This is a genomic window from Aurantiacibacter flavus, assembly GCF_039710615.1.
GTDB lineage: Bacteria > Pseudomonadota > Alphaproteobacteria > Sphingomonadales > Sphingomonadaceae > Alteraurantiacibacter > Alteraurantiacibacter flavus.
Genome location: NZ_JBDLBR010000003.1, coordinates 415758 through 433191, shown reverse-complemented (window position 1 = coordinate 433191; position 17434 = coordinate 415758). Strand labels below are relative to the sequence as shown.

At 64.2% G+C, this 17434-nt stretch carries 19 protein-coding genes and 1 tRNA gene; 12 read left to right on the top strand and 8 right to left on the bottom strand.

Annotated elements, in window-relative coordinates; translation table 11 throughout:
- Window positions 1-39: 39 nt before the first annotated feature.
- On the top strand, window positions 40-741 hold the full coding sequence (locus tag ABDJ38_RS11195; protein ID WP_346785177.1) for a Crp/Fnr family transcriptional regulator: 702 nt from the start codon (window positions 40-42) through the stop codon (window positions 739-741).
- Between the two features lie 39 nt (window positions 742-780).
- Here ABDJ38_RS11195 and ABDJ38_RS11190 read toward each other — a convergent pair whose 3' ends face one another.
- On the bottom strand, window positions 781-1479 hold the full coding sequence (locus tag ABDJ38_RS11190; protein ID WP_346785176.1) for an OmpW/AlkL family protein: 699 nt from the start codon (window positions 1477-1479) through the stop codon (window positions 781-783).
- A 203-nt stretch (window positions 1480-1682) separates the two neighbouring features.
- Here ABDJ38_RS11190 and ABDJ38_RS11185 point away from each other — a divergent pair, with 203 nt between their 5' ends.
- The 11 genes from ABDJ38_RS11185 to hemN all read left to right on the top strand — a co-directional run bounded on the left by ABDJ38_RS11185 (window position 1683) and on the right by hemN (window position 11778).
- A complete protein-coding gene (locus tag ABDJ38_RS11185; protein ID WP_346785175.1) occupies window positions 1683-2381 on the top strand; it encodes a Crp/Fnr family transcriptional regulator in 699 nt (232 codons plus the stop codon).
- Window positions 2382-2464: 83 nt separating this feature from the next.
- The gene (gene ccoN, locus ABDJ38_RS11180) at window positions 2465-4138 is read left to right on the top strand and encodes a cytochrome-c oxidase, cbb3-type subunit I (protein ID WP_346785174.1); all 1674 of its coding nucleotides are present in this window, start codon (window positions 2465-2467) and stop codon (window positions 4136-4138) included.
- 11 nt (window positions 4139-4149) lie between these two features.
- Window positions 4150-4896, top strand: coding sequence for a cytochrome-c oxidase, cbb3-type subunit II (gene ccoO, locus ABDJ38_RS11175; protein ID WP_346785173.1), 747 nt, complete (start codon window positions 4150-4152; stop codon window positions 4894-4896).
- Window positions 4893-5054 (top strand): cbb3-type cytochrome c oxidase subunit 3, encoded by a 162-nt coding sequence (locus ABDJ38_RS11170; protein WP_346785172.1) that lies wholly within the window; start codon window positions 4893-4895, stop codon window positions 5052-5054. Before ccoO ends, ABDJ38_RS11170 begins: the two co-directional genes overlap by 4 nt.
- Window positions 5047-5982, top strand: coding sequence for a cytochrome-c oxidase, cbb3-type subunit III (gene ccoP / locus ABDJ38_RS11165; protein ID WP_346785171.1), 936 nt, complete (start codon window positions 5047-5049; stop codon window positions 5980-5982). The genes ABDJ38_RS11170 and ccoP overlap by 8 nt, the downstream gene beginning before the upstream one ends.
- Window positions 5983-6005: 23 nt before the next feature.
- Window positions 6006-7469 carry a cytochrome c oxidase accessory protein CcoG gene (ccoG, locus tag ABDJ38_RS11160; RefSeq protein ID WP_346785170.1) on the top strand — a complete coding sequence of 488 codons (1464 nt, stop codon included), beginning with the start codon at window positions 6006-6008 and terminating at the stop codon, window positions 7467-7469.
- Window positions 7466-7924, top strand: a complete 459-nt coding sequence (locus ABDJ38_RS11155; protein WP_346785169.1) for a FixH family protein — start codon at window positions 7466-7468, stop codon at window positions 7922-7924. The genes ccoG and ABDJ38_RS11155 overlap by 4 nt, the downstream gene beginning before the upstream one ends.
- Window positions 7921-10044 carry a heavy metal translocating P-type ATPase gene (locus ABDJ38_RS11150; RefSeq protein WP_346785168.1) on the top strand — a complete coding sequence of 708 codons (2124 nt, stop codon included), beginning with the start codon at window positions 7921-7923 and terminating at the stop codon, window positions 10042-10044. Before ABDJ38_RS11155 ends, ABDJ38_RS11150 begins: the two co-directional genes overlap by 4 nt.
- Entirely contained in the window at window positions 10041-10205 is a 165-nt protein-coding gene (ccoS, locus tag ABDJ38_RS11145) for a cbb3-type cytochrome oxidase assembly protein CcoS (RefSeq protein WP_346785167.1), read from the top strand. Before ABDJ38_RS11150 ends, ccoS begins: the two co-directional genes overlap by 4 nt.
- Window positions 10202-10432: a hypothetical protein gene (locus ABDJ38_RS11140; protein WP_346785166.1), complete on the top strand. Its 231-nt coding sequence runs from the start codon at window positions 10202-10204 to the stop codon at window positions 10430-10432. Before ccoS ends, ABDJ38_RS11140 begins: the two co-directional genes overlap by 4 nt.
- A gap of 32 nt (window positions 10433-10464) precedes the next feature.
- On the top strand, window positions 10465-11778 hold the full coding sequence (gene hemN / locus ABDJ38_RS11135) for an oxygen-independent coproporphyrinogen III oxidase (RefSeq protein ID WP_346785331.1): 1314 nt from the start codon (window positions 10465-10467) through the stop codon (window positions 11776-11778).
- 135 nt (window positions 11779-11913) lie between these two features.
- On the opposite strand, the gene ABDJ38_RS11130 is transcribed toward hemN, so the two are convergent.
- From ABDJ38_RS11130 to ABDJ38_RS11100, 7 genes are all read right to left on the bottom strand, one after another.
- Window positions 11914-13374 (bottom strand): lignostilbene-alpha,beta-dioxygenase, encoded by a 1461-nt coding sequence (locus ABDJ38_RS11130; RefSeq protein WP_346785165.1) that lies wholly within the window; start codon window positions 13372-13374, stop codon window positions 11914-11916.
- A gap of 178 nt (window positions 13375-13552) precedes the next feature.
- Window positions 13553-14407, bottom strand: a complete 855-nt coding sequence (locus ABDJ38_RS11125) for a class III extradiol dioxygenase family protein (RefSeq protein ID WP_346785164.1) — start codon at window positions 14405-14407, stop codon at window positions 13553-13555.
- A complete protein-coding gene (locus ABDJ38_RS11120; RefSeq protein ID WP_346785163.1) occupies window positions 14404-14805 on the bottom strand; it encodes a protocatechuate 4,5-dioxygenase subunit alpha in 402 nt (133 codons plus the stop codon). Before ABDJ38_RS11120 ends, ABDJ38_RS11125 begins: the two co-directional genes overlap by 4 nt.
- A gap of 209 nt (window positions 14806-15014) precedes the next feature.
- A tRNA-Lys gene (locus ABDJ38_RS11115) sits at window positions 15015-15090 on the bottom strand.
- A 34-nt stretch (window positions 15091-15124) separates the two neighbouring features.
- On the bottom strand, window positions 15125-15622 hold the full coding sequence (gene folK / locus ABDJ38_RS11110) for a 2-amino-4-hydroxy-6-hydroxymethyldihydropteridine diphosphokinase (RefSeq protein WP_346785162.1): 498 nt from the start codon (window positions 15620-15622) through the stop codon (window positions 15125-15127).
- On the bottom strand, window positions 15619-16494 hold the full coding sequence (gene aguB / locus ABDJ38_RS11105; RefSeq protein WP_346785161.1) for an N-carbamoylputrescine amidase: 876 nt from the start codon (window positions 16492-16494) through the stop codon (window positions 15619-15621). The genes folK and aguB overlap by 4 nt, the downstream gene beginning before the upstream one ends.
- Before the next feature lie 48 nt (window positions 16495-16542).
- A complete protein-coding gene (locus ABDJ38_RS11100; protein WP_346785160.1) occupies window positions 16543-17379 on the bottom strand; it encodes a class I SAM-dependent methyltransferase in 837 nt (278 codons plus the stop codon).
- Window positions 17380-17434 lie beyond the last annotated feature (55 nt).

Genomic DNA, 17434 nt, shown 5'->3' with positions numbered 1-17434 from the left:
GCGATTGAGGAAGACTACATTCGGTGATACCGGCAGACCATGAGCTACTGTGATACATGCCTGGTACGAAACAGCGCCATTTGTGCGGCGCTCGATTCGAACGAAATCGAGGCGCTCAACTCGATTGGCCGGCGTCGCCATCTCGAGCCGGGCGAATCGCTGGTCTGGGAAGGCGACCAGTCGGTACTGGTAGCCAATGTCATCGAGGGCATGCTCAAACTGACCACCGGCACGGAAGACGGTCGCGAACAGATCGTCGGCGTTGTCTATCCTGCGGACTTCATCGGGCGGCCCTTCGGTGCCACCACCAGCCATTCGATCACCGCGCTAACCTCGGCACACGTCTGCGTTTTCGGGCGCGCCGATTTCGATCGCTTCGCCGCCGAACATCCGGCGCTTGAACACAAGTTGCTGACCCGCACTCTTGAAGAGCTGGACCGCACCCGCAAGTGGATGCTGCTGCTTTCGCGCAAGACGGCGGAAGAAAAGGTTGCCACTTTCCTGCTCGAAATGGCGGAACGTCTTGCAAATACTGCTTGCGAGCATAGCGACGGCAAGAACTCGGCGGGGCATTTTGAACTGCCCTTCACGCGGCAGCAGATCGGGGACATCCTCGGCCTCACCATCGAAACGGTAAGCCGCCAGATGACCCAGTTGCGCCGTGACGGGATCATCGACCTGCCGACCCGGCGAGAGGTGACAATCCGCGACCACGGCGCGCTTGAGGCAATTGCGGGTTAGAAAAGCCTGTCCGGCCTCCCAACCCGCAATTGCATTCCGTTAGAAACGGAAGCCCACACCGGCACTGAGCACCCAGGGATCGAGCTTGTGCTGGGTCTGCAGCAATTCGGTGCCCGAGGCATCGTAAAAGTGCGCATTCGGCTTAACGAAGTAGCGCTTGGCGTCGAGCGACAGCAGGAAGCTCTCGGTTAGCGGAACGTCGATGCCTGCCTGCAAAGCCAGGCCGAACGTATCGTCGAGGTTTGCGTCGGTCGCGCCCAGCGCCGAGATGGCTCCGGCGCCCACTTCGTCCTTGATGAACAGGAAGTAGGTCGGGCCAGCACCGACATAGGGGCGAATGCCGCCGGCCGCGCCGAGGTGATACTTGAGGGTGAAGGTGGCCGGGATGATGTGGATCTTGTCGACGAGGTTACCCCCGGCAAGCGCGGCGGGCGCAGTGGCGTCGACGTGGTGCGCGGTGACGCAGCAGATCGTCTCCACCGAGATGTTGGGCGAGAAGAAATACTCGACAGCCACGGTGGGCACGAAATTGTCGTTCGCCTCGGTCTGCACGCCGAGCCCGTCGACGGTCGTTGCCAGCGTGCCCCCTTCGATCGAATCGATCTCGCCATTGGGCAGAACCGCCGTGCCGAGAACCTTGACCTCGATCGTGCCAGCGTCCTGAGCGGCAGCCGGAGTAGCGAGAGCTGCGGCGAATGCGGCGATCGCAGCCGCGCCGAGATAGGCAGTTTTTTTCATCGGTCTTTCTTTCCGTTGCTGCGCCGCGGCGATCACCCTGTGTGATCGGGAACGAACCGCGGTACGAGGGGCCAGATGCCCGGCAACCGGTGCCCCATCCTTGCCCACGGTCAAATTTGCGCTGGATCAACGCGCAAAGAGCAAAAACCGCCCAATTCCAAGCTCGCATACCCCCAAATAATCAGAGGTTTGAGCGCGCTACGGTGACTTTCAACGAGGCTTTCGAGCGGTTTTCCGAGCAATACCTGCCCGCCGGTGCCCCTGCGGCGCTGATGCATCAACTGCGCACCCTCGCCAGCCTCCACAGCCTGCCGCGACGCCACATGACCACACTCGATGTCGCGCGCGACCACCTCGTCTTCATCGTCAGCGGACCGACCAAGCTGGTCGCGCTCGATGCTGGCGGAAATGATCAGATCATTGCCTTCCAGTTCGGCGGCGATTGCCTCACCCTGCCGCGCAAAGGGCTGCACACCTTTCGGCTGGTGGCGATACGCGCGGCCAGCCTGCTGGTGTTCGAGGCTGAGGCACTGCGCGCGCTGGAACAGCGCGCGCCGGTGCTGAACGCAATTCTCGCGCGGTGTTCGCTGGCCGCGCTCCAGCGCACCCGCGCCAACCTCGTCGCCATGGGGCGCCGCAGCGCAACCGAGCGAGTCGCCAGCTTCCTTCTCTCCATGCGCGAAATCGAGCAGGTGGCGCAGGGGGACGGCCGCACATTGACGCTTGAAATGACACGCAAGGAAATCGCCGATAGCCTCGGTCTCACCGTTGAAACAGTGAGTCGGCAATTCTCCAAGTTGCGCGAGCTCGGCCTCATCGCCACCCCCTCGCGCACGCAGGTACGCCTCAGCGATCCGGCCCGGCTCGCAGCTCAGGCAGGGGCTTTCGCACCAGCCGCCTGATCAATTTTCGTTTCTTGCGTTCGATCAAAGTAACACCGTAGACCCCCTCCTACGGCGCTAACAGTTCCAACACGGAGAAGACTATGCACGCGGAAGCAGCACTGGGCCGGTCGCTAGCCGGTTTCGGCCTGATCGTCCTCGCCCTCGTCGTCGCCGCCTTTGCCAAGGACGCGGGTTTTGCCGCGCACGCGGTAATTGTCGGCATCGCAGGGTTGGCAATTGCCATCAGCGGAGCGACGAGCTTCGACCCCGTCGGGGCGGCGCGCAAGGCGCTCAGGATGCCCGAGCTTTCGTCACACTATGACGATGACCCGGTGCGCTGGGGTGTCATCGCAACGATGTTCTGGGGCATGGCAGGGTTCGCCGCAGGCCTGTTCATCGCGCTGCAACTCGCCTTCCCCGTGCTCAATCTCGAGCCTTACCTCAACTTCGGACGGTTGCGCCCGCTGCACACCAGCGCAGTGATCTTTGCGTTCGGGGGCAATGCGCTGATCGCAACGAGCTTCTATGTCGTCCAGCGCACCTGCCGTGCGCGACTCGCGCTGCCCGGCGTCGCGCGCTTCGTGTTCTGGGGCTACCAGCTGTTCATCGTGCTTGCCGCCACCGGCTATCTGCTGGGTGTCACGCAGAGCCGCGAATATGCCGAACCCGAATGGTACGTCGACCTGTGGCTGACCATCGTGTGGGTCGCCTATGCCGCCGTGTTCATCGGCACGATCCTGAAGCGTAACGAGCCACACATCTACGTTGCCAACTGGTTCTACCTCGCCTTCATCATCACCATTGCGATGCTGCACATCGTCAACAACCTGGCGATGCCGGTCAGCCTGCTCGGCGCCAAGAGCTACAGCGCCTTTGCCGGCGTCCAGGATGCGCTGACGCAGTGGTGGTACGGCCACAACGCCGTGGGCTTCTTCCTCACCGCGGGCTTCCTCGCGATGATGTACTACTTCGTGCCCAAGCAGGCCGAACGCCCGGTCTACAGCTATCGCCTGTCGATCATCCACTTCTGGTCGCTGATCTTCCTCTACATCTGGGCCGGCCCGCACCACCTGCACTACACCGCGCTGCCCGACTGGGCGCAGACGCTCGGCATGGTGTTCTCGGTGATGCTGTGGATGCCCAGCTGGGGCGGCATGATCAACGGCCTGATGACGCTGAACGGCGCCTGGGACAAGATCCGCACCGATCCGATCATCCGCATGATGGTGATGGCGCTGGCCTTCTACGGCATGAGCACCTTCGAAGGCCCGATGCTGTCGATCAAGGCGGTCAACTCGCTCAGCCACTACACCGACTGGACCATCGGCCACGTGCACTCGGGTGCGCTCGGCTGGAACGGCATGATCACCTTTGCCTGCATGTACTACCTCGTCCCGCGCCTGTGGAAGCGTGAGCGGATGTATTCGCTGCGCCTCATCAACACGCACTTCTGGCTCTCCACCATCGGCATCGTGTTCTACGCGGCCTCGATGTGGGTGGCCGGCGTGATGCAGGGCCTGATGTGGCGCGAATATGGTGCCGACGGCTACCTCGTCTGGGCCTTTGCCGACACGGTGGACGCGATGTTCCCGATGTACGTGGCCCGTGCCTTCGGCGGCCTGCTCTACATCTCGGGCGCAGTCATCATGACCTACAACGTCTGGATGACGATTGCGGGCAAGCTGCGCGACGAGAAGCCGATGACCGACGCGGCCTACGATCCCGAGGCTGATCGTCCGATCGCCAACTCCCCCTCCACCGTTCCGGCTGAATAGGAGCGAGCCCAATGTCTCTCGCAGAGCGTCACAAGAAACTCGAGCGCAACATCACCCTTTTGGGCGTGGGTGTGCTCGTCACCGTCGCCATCGGCGGCCTGGTCGAGATCGCCCCGCTGTTCTGGATCGATAACACGATCGAGGAAGTGGAGGGGATGCGTCCTTACACCCCGCTCGAACAGGCCGGGCGCGACATCTACATCCGTGAAGGATGCTATGTCTGCCACAGCCAGATGATCCGCCCCTTCCGCGACGAGGTGGAGCGCTATGGCCACTACAGCCTGGCGGCGGAATCGATGTACGACCATCCGTTCCAGTGGGGCTCCAAGCGCACCGGGCCGGATCTCGCCCGGGTGGGCGGCCGCTATTCAGATGAATGGCACGTCCAGCACCTTACCAACCCGCAGGCGGTGGTGCCCGAAAGCGTGATGCCGCAATATGGCTTCCTCGCGACGACCGATCTCGCGATCGGCGATCCCGAGGCCACGCTGAAGGCGCTCACCCGTGTCGGCGTGCCCTATTCGGAAGACGACATCGCCAAGGCGAGCCAGGATATCCTCGCGCAGGGCAACCCGAACCTCGATCCGGGCGACCTCGCAGAGCGCTATCCCAAGGCGCAGATTCGCGACTTCGACGGCAACCCGAACCGGCTGACCGAGATGGATGCGCTGGTTGCCTATCTGCAGATGCTCGGCACGCTGGTCGATGTGAACAGTGCCGCCGCACAGGAAGAGCTGGCCGAGGAGAAGGGGCGATGACCTTCTACGAACAGCTGCGCCACTTTGCCGACAGCTACTTCCTCGTCTTCATGTTCCTCGTGTTCCTGGTCTTATGCCTGTGGCCGTTCCGGCCCGGCGCCAGCAAACATGTAGAGGACGCCCGCAACTCCATTTTCAAGGAAGATCACGATGGCTGATAAGCGTATCGACGAGCCCACGGGCACCGAATTCGTCGGCCACGAATGGGACGGCATCGAAGAGCTCGACACGCCCATGCCGCGCTGGTGGGTCTATACCTTCTATGCCACCATCGTCTGGGCGATCGGCTTTGTTATCGCCTACCCGGCGATCCCCGGCCTCAAGCAGGCCAGCGAAGGCCTGCTTGGCTGGTCCAGCCGCGGGCAGCTGGCCGAGGAAATGGAGGCTGCCGATCAGGCCCGCCTGTCGGTGCGTGAAGCGCTGGCGGTGATGCCGATCGAGCGCCTGCCCGCCGATCCTGATCTGATGTCGCAGGCCGTCTCCGGCGGCTCGGCAGCGTTCAAGGTCAATTGCGTGCAGTGCCACGGTTCGGGCGCGGCAGGCAGCCAGACGCTCGGCTATGCCAACCTCAACGACGACGACTGGCTGTGGGGCGGCGACCTCAAGGCGATCGAATACACGATCACCAACGGCATCCGCCAGCCCGACCACCCCGGCAGCCGCGTCGGCGCCATGCCCGCCTTTGCCGGGGCATTCAGCAGCGAACAGCTCAATGATCTGACGAACCATGTCCTGTCGCTGAGCGGCAAGGCCGAGAGCAATGCAGCCGGAGCGCAGATTTTCTCCGAGAACTGCGCGCTGTGCCATGGCCCTACCGGCGAAGGGAACCGCACGCTCGGCGCGCCGCGCCTGAACGACGCGATCTGGCTGCGCGGCGGCACCCGTGAGGATATCATCGCGCAGGTCACCAACCCCAAGCTCGGCGCCATGCCCGCATGGGACGAGCGGCTTGATCCGGTGACGATCAAGATGCTGGCGGCATACGTCCACTCGCTGGGCGGTGGCGAGGACACCCCCTCGCCCACCGCTCCCGATGAAACGGAAACCGCCCCCCCTGAACAGGAAGCACAAACCCCGGCCCAATAGAGGGCCGGAAAAAGGCAAGGTCGATGAATAGCCCAGCCCCCGTCCAGAGCCGCCCGCCGCAACCGGCAAAGCAGCTCTACGAGCAGACCAAGACGGTCCACAACAAGCGGGTCGACGGACCTTTCCGCCGGTTCAAGTGGGCTATCATGGTCATCACCCTCGGGATCTATTACATCACCCCGTGGATCCGCTGGGACCGCGGCCCCTATGCGCCCGATCAGGCAGTGCTGATCGACCTTGCCCACCGCCGCTTCTACATGTTCGGCATCGAGATCTGGCCCCACGAATTCTACTTCGTGGCCGGGCTCCTCATCATGGCGGGGATCGGGCTGTTCCTTGTTACCAGCGCGGTGGGCCGGGCCTGGTGTGGCTATTCGTGCCCGCAGACAGTCTGGACCGACCTGTTCCAGCATATCGACCGCTTCATCGACGGCGACCGCAACGCGCGCATGCGGCTCGACAAGGCGCCGTGGGGGGCCAAGAAGATCGCCCGCCGCGTGCTCAAGTGGGCGATCTATCTGGTGATCGCGTTCTGGACCGGCGGTGCATGGATCATGTACTTCGCCGACGCGCCCACGCTGGTGCGCGAGTTCTGGGCGGGCGAGGCAGCGCCTGCCGCCTATATCACCGTGGCCGTACTCACGCTCACTACCTTCGTGCTCGGCGGGTTCATGCGCGAGCAGGTGTGCATCTACATGTGCCCCTGGCCGCGCATCCAGACCGCGCTGATGGATGAGAAGAGCCTGCTGGTCACCTACAAGGACTGGCGCGGCGAAAAGCGCGGCAGCCTCAAGAAGGCCGAAAAGAACCCGGAAGTTTATGGCGATTGCATCGATTGTAACCTCTGTGTGGCCGTCTGTCCGACCGGATGGGACATCCGCAAGGGGGCGGATATCTCGTGCATCACTTGCGGGCTGTGCATCGATGCTTGCGACAAGGTGATGAAGGATGTGGGTCGTCCGCGCGGCCTGATCGACTATGCAACGCTCGAAGACTGCGAGGCCGAGCGGGCAGGCGCACCGGCCCGCTCGCCGATGCAGGCCATCCTGCGCCTGCGCACGCTGATTTACTTCGGCATCTGGGCTTCGATCGGGTTTGCCCTGCTGTTCGCGCTGGGCACGCGCAGCCACACCGACCTCTCCGTCTCGCCCGACCGCAACCCGCCCTTCATGCTGCTGAGCGATGGTTCGATCCGCAATGCCTACACCTTGCGGCTGCGCAACATGGAAAGCCGCCCGCGCGAGATGCGCGTCGCCATCGACGACCTGCCCGGCGCGGTCATGTGGAGCGACACCATCGCCGCAGAAAATGCCGCCCCGGCGCAGACCTTCACCGTGCCCGCCGACCAGACGCTGACCGTGCGTGCCTATGTCTCCGCCCCGGCGGACACCCTGCCGGGCGACTTCGCCTTCACCCTTACCTCGCTTGACGAACAGGGCGAAAGCGACCGTACCGAAACCAGCTTCAACGCCCCAGGAGCCGAATGATGACGCAACGAGCGACCCGCAAGTTCACCGGCTGGCACATGACCGGCATCCTCGTGGCCTTCTTCGGCACGGTGATGGCAGTGAACTTCACCATGGCCGGTTTTGCCCTCTCCACCTTCGGCGGCATTCAGGTTGAAAACTCCTATGTCGCGAGCCAGAACTTCAACGATTGGCTCGATGCGGCGGCAGAACAGGAAAAGCTCGGCTGGGACGTGACGCTGGAGCAGGCCAGCGGCGGCAAGCTGCGCGTGGTGGCCGAAGGCCCCGGCGAAGACCTCAGCATCGTGGCCCACGCGCGCCATCCGGTCGGCCGCAAGCCTGACAGCAGCCTTACCTTCACCCGTCAGGCTGATGGCAGCTTCCTTTCCGATCAGTCGCTCGAAAGCGCGCGCTGGATCGTTCGGCTCGAACTGGCCGACGGCGACAAGGTCTGGAAACGCGAGGACCGTTTGTGAGCACATTGCGCCAGCAAGCCCCCACGCCAGAGGAGCGCGACACCGTGCTCGCGGTGCCGGGCATGCATTGTGCTGGCTGCATGAGCAAGGTCGAGCGAAAGCTGGGCGCCCTGCCCGGCGTCGAGACAGCGCGCGTGAACCTGTCGGCGCGGATGGTAACGGTCCGCCACGAACAAGGCCTGACCGTGCGCTCGCTGGTCGAGGCGCTGGAAGACATCGGCTTCGAGGCGCAGGACCGCACCGACAAGGCGTTCGAGCGCGTCTCCGCCGTGCGCCCGCTGCTGGCCCCGCTGGCGGTGGCGGGCTTTGCGGCGATGAACGTGATGCTGCTCTCGGTCAGTGTCTGGTCTGGCGCCGAGGGCACCACGCGCGAGATGTTTCACTGGCTCTCGGCGTTGATCGCGGTGCCCGCCATTGCCTTTGCCGGGCGGCCCTTCTTCGCTTCGGCATGGAAGGCGCTGCGCAAGTGGCAAACCAACATGGACGTGCCGATCAGCCTCGGCGTGCTCATTGCCACCGGCCTCAGCCTCTACGAGACCGCGACCCACGGCGAACACGCCTGGTTCGACGGCGCGCTGATGCTGCTGACCTTCCTGCTCGCCGGGCGCGTGCTCGATGCGATGATGCGCGACCGTGCGCGGGCCGGGGTCGATGCCCTGCTCAGCCAGGCGGCGCAGGGCGCGCTGGTGGTGGCCGACAACGGAACGACGCATTGGCACGCTGCGGGCGATCTTTCCCCCGGCATGACCATGCGCGTGGCGAGCGGCGAACGCCTCGCCGCCGATGGCACGATTCTCAAAGGGAACAGCCAGTTCGACCAGTCACTGCTGACCGGCGAAAGCGAGCCCTTCGCGCATGGCGAGGGCGACAAGGTGCTGGCGGGCACCCTCAACCTCGGCTCTCCGGTGGACGTGCGCGTGTCGCAGGTCGGGCACGACACTACGCTCGCCGAAATCGCGCGGCTGATGGAAGCGAGCACGCAGAACCGCAGCCGCTATGTCCGTATCGCCGACCGCGCCGCACGGCTCTATGCCCCGGCGGTGCACTCGCTGGCGGCGCTGACCGTGATCGGCTGGCTGATCGCAGGCGCGAGCGTTTATCAGGCGCTGGTGATTGGCGTGGCCGTGCTGATCATCACCTGCCCCTGTGCGCTCGGCCTCGCAGTGCCGGTGGCGCAGGTGGTCGCCTCGGGAGCGCTGATGCGCGCCGGGATCATGGTCAAGGACGGCAGCGCGCTTGAACGGCTCGCCGGGATCGACCGCGCGCTGCTCGACAAGACGGGCACGCTCACGCTGGGGCGCCCGGTGCCCGAAGCCGTCTCGCTCGATGCGCTGAGCGATGACGATGCTTCGGTGGCTCTCGCGCTCGCCTCGCACAGCCGTCACCCGATGTCGCGCGCCTTGCAGGGCGCATTAAGCCAGCGCGGGATTGTCCCCGCCCCCCTCGAAACGGTTACCGAGCGCGCGGGTGAAGGTGTGTTTGCCAAGTGTCGCGGGGTCGACGTAGCCTTGCGGCGGCCCGAAAGCGCTGGCACCAGCGCGGTGGCGCTCGTGATCGGCGATGCGCCGGTGCGCCTCCTGCCCTTCTCCGACCAGCTCCGCCCCGAGACCAGCGAAGCGCTCGCCCGGCTTGCGGCGAGCGGCGTCACCGCTTCGATCCTGTCGGGTGACCGGGTCGAAGCCGTGGGCGAAGTGGCCCGCAGCACCGGCCTCACCGGCATTGGCGGCGCCCTGCCCGCCGGCAAGCAGGAGATGGTCGCCCGCCTGCGCGATGCCGGGCACAAAGTGCTGATGGTGGGCGACGGCCTCAACGACGGGCCCGCCCTGGCCGCAGCCGATGCCTCGATGGCGCCCGGTTCGGCCAGCGACGTCGGCCTTCAGGCGGCCGACTTCGTGTTCGTTCAGGATTCGTTGCTCGCCCTGCCCCGTGCTCTCGCCACCGCGCGCAAGACGATGGCCGTGGTGCGGCAGAACTTCACCTTGGCCATCGTCTACAACGTGATCGCCGTGCCGCTTGCCATTGCCGGGCTGGTAACGCCGCTGATCGCCGCGCTGGCGATGTCGGGCAGTTCGCTGTTGGTGGTCGCCAACTCGCTGCGCCTCGCAAGGGCGGCGAAATGACCGGACTCTTGTTCCTCATTCCTGTAGCGTTGTTGCTGGGCCTGTTGGGGCTGGCGGCCTTCTTCTGGGCGCTCAGGAACGGCCAGTTCTCCGATCCGGAAGGCGATGCGGCGCGCATTCTGTCCGACGATGACGACGAACCTCTGGAGGATCGCAAGTGAGCCATCTTGCCGAAGCTTTCGCGATGATCGCCATGCTCCCGGCGCTGGCCAATGCGCCCGTGCCGCGTAGCGGAGAGTCAGGCCCGATCGTGCTGTCGCTGTGCCAGGGCGGACAGTTCGCCATCGACACCGGCAAGGGTGCGCCCTTGCCGCAAGGCGTGTCGCCGTGCTGCGCCAAAGGCTGCCGTTCCGAAAAGCGCCGCGGGAAACTTGATCGGACGCAATGAAACGGTGCCGCAGCGACGGCATTACGCTTCGCATGTGGCCCTATCATCCCCAACTGCTCGCTACGCCGGTGCCCCGTTACACCAGCTTCCCCACCGCTGCCGAATTCACAGAATCGGTCGGCACGCAGGACTATCTCGACGCGCTGCGCGGCGCGACCGGCGATGTATCGCTCTACGTACACATTCCGTTTTGCGAGAAGATCTGCTGGTACTGCGGTTGCAACACTGCCGCAGCCAACCGCGCCTCGCGGCTTGATAGCTATCTCGATGCACTGCACCGCGAGATCGAACTGGTCGCAGCCCAACTGCCCGCCTCGGCGCGCATTCGCCGGATCGCCTTTGGCGGCGGTAGCCCCAATGCGCTCGCTCCGGTCGACTTCTTGCGCCTGTTCGACCAGCTGACTTTGAGCTTCCCCCTGCACGATCCGCTGGTGTCGATAGAGCTCGACCCGCGCACCTTCGATGCCACTTGGGCGCAGGTGCTCAGCGGCGTGGGCGCGCACCATGCCAGCCTCGGCGTACAGACCTTCTCCGACCACCTGCAGGAAGCCATCGGCCGCATCCAGCCGCTGGAATTGATCGACAAGGCGGTGAAGCTGCTGCGCGATGCGGGTGTCACCTCGCTCAACATGGATCTGATGTACGGCCTGCCCGGTCAGACCGAGGACGATCTGACTAGCTCGCTCGACCTCGCGATCGAGCATGGTGCCGATCGCATCGCGCTGTTCGGCTATGCCCACGTGCCGCACCTGATCGCGCGCCAGAAGCGCATCGACGGCTCGAAACTGCCCGATCAGGAAGCGCGTTTCCGCATGGCTGCGCTGGGGTATGACCGGCTGATTGCGGCGGGCTACCAGCAGGTCGGCTTCGATCACTTTGCGCTGCCGGGCGATCCGCTGGCGCAGGCGGCGACGCGCCTGCAACTTCACCGCAACTTCCAGGGCTATACGGAGGACAATGCGCCGATCCTGGTCGGGCTGGGAGCCTCGGCCATCAGCAGCTTTCCGAGCCTGCTGGTGCAGAACGAGAAGAACTCGGGCCGCTATCGCATGGCACTGTCGCAAGGGCACCTGACTGCCGAGCGCGGCATCGTGCGCAGCGTGGAAGACCGGCGGCGCGGGGCGATTATCTCCGAGCTACTGTGCCATGGCCGCGCCCGCTGCGACCGCACGGCGCTCGACGATGCCTACCCCCGGCTGAAGCCGTTCCTCGAAGCAGGCCTTGCCACGATCGAGAATTCGATGCTGGTGATCGGCAGCCACGCCCTGCCGTACTCGCGCAGCATTGCCGCAGCCTTCGATCCCTATCGGCAGGAAAGTGCAAGGCGGTTCAGTTCGGCGGTTTAGCGCCGTCCCGCCCCTCCCCTCAACGTCGCCCCGGACTTGATCCGGGGTGACGAATTGAGCTTGGGTCGCACAAAAATGGGGCGGCGTATCAATGGCGCGCCGCCCCAGTTTGGGAGAGTTCGTTGGTCCGCCCGATCAGGCGGCAAGCTTGCCCGCGTCGGCCCAGTTTCCGTGCAGGCCCTGGCGCAACCGGATCGGCAGTTTGGCGCGCGCAATCGGCCCCTTGGCCACGTCGCAGGCATCGAACACGCACAGGTCCGAATAGTTGCGGACATGGTCGTCGACCAAGGCCACCAGCCAGCCATCGCCTTCGGGCGCATCGGCCGAGCGCGGCACGAAGCACGGCTCCTGCAACGAGCCGTCCGGCCCGCACCACCAGCTTTCTTCCTCACCGGTCTTGGTGTTGAAATGGGTGAGCGTGTTGATCACCCCGGCGAACGGTCCGGGAGGGCCGTTGTAGGGCTTTTCGAGATCGTAGGTGATCATCCAGCCATGGGTGTAGTCCTTGCCCGCCATACGATCATCGATGCGCGGGAATTCACCCGGCGCCTTGCCCAGCGGCGTGATGCTTTCGACCACATCCTCGTTGCTGCCGAGATCGACGGTGATGCGCACCAGCTCGGTCATGGCCAGCTCGGGGTCGAACGGCGCGCCGTCCTTGTCGGGGAAGAACGGCAGGCTGCCGATCTTCGAGGCCGGCGTGTCGAGGTGAACCTTGGTCCCTTCGGCAAAGGCGTTCATCACGTGGCACGAGCACAGCCCCGCCTCATGCTTGAACCAGCGCATGTCCGAGCCATCGCTGTCGCGCCGCATCACGCCGAGCCAGGTCGGCAGCGAGCGGTCATAGTAAAAGTGCGGACGATCCTGCTCGAGCACGCTCGGATCCGAGCTGTAGGGCGAGACGGGGATCACGATGTAGTCGCCCGCAATCGCGAAGTCGTGCAGCATCGTGTAGTAAGGCACTTCGAACTCGGCGCGGGTGACGACGTTGCCCTCCTCGTCGATCTCGTAATAGTGCGCATCGCGCTGGAGATCGCCGTGCGACGCGTAGGAGATGTTGCAGAGGTTGCCCGTCTCCGGGTCGATCTTGGGATGAGCGCCGAAGGTGCGCAGCTTGAGCTGGCCATCCCAGTCGGTGTAGCCGTCGGTTTCGAGGCTCGCCTTGTCCATCACCAGACAGGGGCTGTCTTCCTTCATCGCCAGCAGTTCCTTGCCGTGGATAAGGACATTGGTGTTGGCGGTGCCGCGGTGCTGGCCGATTACGCTCGGATCGTCAGTGCGCGGGTTGCGGTAAGACCCGAACAGCGCCTTGCCCGCCGCATTTTCGAGCTTCCACTTATCGGTCTTGGCATAGCGCTGCTTCATCGAGACGCGGCCATCGTGGAAGCGGAACATGGTCACCATGCCATCGCCGTTGAAGAACTGGTCGCCGCCGCCGGCCTTGGGCGCGAACTGCGGATCGGGATGGACGCGGTAGAACGCGCCTTCCATCTCGGCGGGAATTTCGCCCTCGATCTCGATATCGGCAATGTCGCCTTCCATGCGCACGAGGCGCAGAACGTCCTGATACAAGCCTTCTTGTGGGAAATGAACCATCGCGCCTCTCCTTGGCCGTTTGCTTTTAATAACGTTCGTTACAATAGGCAGACAATCCAGGCCCGCCTTGACTTCGATCAAACCGCCGCAATTCGCACGGCCTTGAACGCGAGAGGCCGGACAAGATCCCTGTCTTGTCCGGCCTCCATGTGCGGTTCAGCCTTTTGTGGGGGGAGGGTTAGGCGTGAACCTTGTCGCTGTTCTCCAGCAGGACGGTCGCGGCAGCCGTGTTGCTGATCGGAATGTGATAGTTGCTGGCCAGCTCGCGCACCGAGCCGCACATGGCCCCGCGCGCCGCGATCCAGTTGAGGATCTCCACGCCCTGGCTGCCCGCCAGTTCGACGATATCGAGCGTGTCGTGCTGCAACAGCGCTTCAGGATCGGGTGCGAGGTTGCGCAGGCAGAACTTGTCGTAGTCGACGTTGATATGCCCGGCGCGGCCACCCTCGAGCTGGTGCGACAAGCCGCCCGTGCCGAAGATCACCACCTTCTCGTCGCCCTCCCAGCTTTCGATTGCGCGGCCCACGGCCTGACCGAGGTTATAGCAACGCCTGGGGCTCGGCAGCGGGTGCTGCACGGTGTTGATCGCAATCGGGATCAGCTTGAGCGGGAAGGCTTCCTTGCCCGGCCAGCACAGCTCGAAGGGCACGGCCACGGCATGGTCGACCAGCATCGACTGGCAGGTCACGGGATCGAACTCGCTCGCCACCACCTGCTCGATGATGTGCCACGACAAATCCTGATGCCCTTCGAAAGGCCGCTGGAACGCGATGCCCCAGCCTTCGTCTTCGTGACGATATTCTGCCGCCGCGCCGATGGCGAAGGTCGGCATCTTGTCGAGGAAGAAGTTCAGCCCGTGGTCGTTGTAGAACACCACCGCGACATCGGGCTTTTCCTCGGCCAGCCACTGGTGGACCGGATCGAAACCGTCGAAGAAGGGTTTCCAGTAAGGGTCCTGCTGAAGGCCCTTGGCGATCGCGCCGCCAATGCCGGGGACGTGGCTGGTGAAAATGCCACCTGCGATCCTGCTCATGCTGCTTTCTCCGTGAGGAAGTTGCGGGTTTCGGTCAGCCCATGGGCGAGGAGGGCCGCCTTGAAGTCCTCAAGCTCCATGCCTGTCTGCAGTGCGCCGAGATCCTGCACGTTAAGGCCCAGGATACCGGCCAGCTTCGCGAGGTAATAAACGTTTCCACCAGCTTCGAGCATGGCGAGGATATCACGCTTGCGCACGGCCTCGCGCTGTTCTTCGGTAAGGTTGAAGCGCTCCATCACGCCCTCTTCATCCCTTACGAATTCGTCGCGCATTTCGGCGCTGTTGAAGGCATAGCACATGGCGTTGAGCGCATAGCCCGAGCGCGCCTGTTCGCCATCGAACACGGGCGTGCCGGGAATCGTGCGCTTGCCCTGAGTGGTCTTGCTGGTGGGAAGCATGGTTGATCTCTCCGCAGTGGGTCGTGGCAGCGTAACTGCACCCATCGCAGACGACCTTCCTTGTCCTGCATCAAACATACGAAATCATCGCATATGTGAAATTTTCAGAGCATTGAGAGTTTCGACTGACCTCGCCGCATGGCAATTTGGCGCACCGCGCCGCGTATGGCGTGCAACCGACACGATCACCACAAGTTTTCGTTTTGAGATGGTGAGCCCTGCTGGGTTCGAACCAGCGACCTACTGATTAAAAGTCAGTTGCTCTACCGACTGAGCTAAGGGCCCGTCACCGGGCGAGGCGCGAATGGCCTGCGGCGCGTCACCTAGGCAGCGGGCGGCGGCGGGTCAAGCGTCCATGCAACTGTCTGAGTGTCAATCCGGTCACAGGGTCGCGCCAGTCGCCTGCAATCTCGGCCGCCGGGCCGAGCACGAAGTCACGTTCGCGAAACAACGGATGCGGTATTGCCAGATCGGGCCGGGCAAAAATTCCGCCTGACCACAGCACGATATCGAGATCGAGCGGGCGCGCGCGCCAGCGCTGCCCGCGCCGCACCCGGCCGAACTTGCGCTCGATCTTTTGCAGCTTGCGCAGCAGCTTGGCCGGTTTCATCGCGCAGGCCAACACCAGCGCCCCGTTCACATAGCGCCGCTGCGACGGGCCGACCGGCGCGGTCTCGATCAGGCGCGAGCGAACCACGACCTTGCCAATCTTGTCGTCGATCCGCGCAATCGCGCGCTCCACCACCTGCCGCGGCGCGCCGAAACGATGGTGGCGCTGGTTCGAACCAAGCGCGACGAGATAGAGATGCCTGCTCAAATGTCCTGCGCCATCCGCCCGTAAAGCTCGGGGCGACGGTCGCGGAAGAAGCCCCAGCTCGCGCGGTGTTCGCGCCCCTGCTCCAGGTCGAACGTGGCGACCAGCACACCAGTTTCCTCACGGCCGAATTCGCTCACATAGTCGCCCCATTCGTCGCAGATGAAGCTGTGCCCGTAAAAAGCATTGCCGCTTTCCTGCGAGCCTTCGTGGCCGATACGGTTGGCGGCGATCACGGGCATGCAGTTGCTCACCGCATGACCGATCATCGCGCGGCGCCACATGCGGCTGGTGTCCATCTCGGCGTCCTTGGGTTCGGAGCCGATTGCGGTGGGATAGAACAATGCCTCGGCCCCCAGCAGCGCCAGGCAGCGGGCGGTCTCGGGATACCACTGGTCCCAGCACACGCCGATCCCGATTCGCGCCGTGCCGCCGGTGCAGGGCACGTCCCATACCTTGAAGCCGTCGTTGCCGGGGCGGAAATAGAACTTTTCCTCATAGCCCGGCCCGTCGGGAATGTGGCTCTTGCGGTAGGTGCCCACGATCTCGCCATCGGGGCCGATCATGGCGAGCGTGTTGTAATAGTGGTGCCCGTCGCGCTCGAAGAAACTGGTGGGGATGGCGACGCCCAGTTGCTTGGCAAGCTTACGCATCGCCACCACGCTCGGGTGCTCGGCAGTGGGGCGAGCAAGCGCGAAGAACGCGTCCTTTTCCTCCCGGCAGAAGTAGGCCCCGGAAAACAGCTCGGGCGGCAGGATCACCTGCGCGCCCTTGCCTGCGGCCTGTTCGACCAGATCCGAAACGGCAGCGATATTGGCGGCTTCGTCAGCCAGCCCGAGTTCAAGCTGGAGCGCAGCGACAGTGAGCTTTCTCATGGCTGGCGCGAATACTGGGCCTCGCGCGCGAAGTCCACGAAAACGGCCTCAAGGACGCTTGCGGAAGAGCAAGGTCATGCGGTCGCTTTCCCCGATCGCGGCGCGGCGGGCGCGCTCCTCGCTGCCTTCGGGTGCGCCGCCGAATGAGGGCGGCAGGCTCCAGACACCGCCTTCCCAGTCTGCCGGATCGGCGGGGTTGGCGTTGGCCTCGCTCTTGCCCACGAGCTCGAAACCGTAGGCGGAAAACAGCGCGATCACGTCCTCCTCGCGCTGATAGCCGTTGTCGCCCAGAACGTAGCTCGACGGCGCATCGGCGCTGGCACGGTGCTGGACCACCCCGAGCATCCCATCGTCCTTGAGCAAGGTGCGGGATGCCACCGCGAGGTCGTGAAACCAGCCGAAGCGGCGGATATTATGCATCTCGCGGAAGATCAGCACCCGGTCGACCGTGCCCGCCATCGCGTCGATGGCCTCATCGCCAACATTCGCGCCGAGCACCCTCGCCCCGCTATCGCCTACCCAGCCCTGGGCCTGAGTAGGGAAGCGATTCGCTGTGTCGCGCATTCTGTCAAAGAAACCAGGCCCTCCCTCGGTCCCGACATCGGGATTGAGGCCGATATAGGTGCCCTCCTCACCAAGATAGGGAATCAGCACGCGCGAATACCAACCACCCGAGGGCATGAAATCGACCACACGCATACCCGGCTCGACCTCGAAGAAGGCGAGTGTCTCTGCCGGGTGGCGATACTGATCACGGGCGCGGTCATCAGCGCGAATGTCAGCGGCAAGGACGGCTTCGATGCCGGGGGTGGCGGAAGTCTGGGCCAGCGCGGGGGCGGCGCAGGAAAGGGCAATGGCAGTGGCAAGGAGGGCAGCAGGGCGCATCGTCGTGTCTCCCGAGGAAATGGTCGGGCAAGTCTAGAGCAGGGCCGGAGGATGA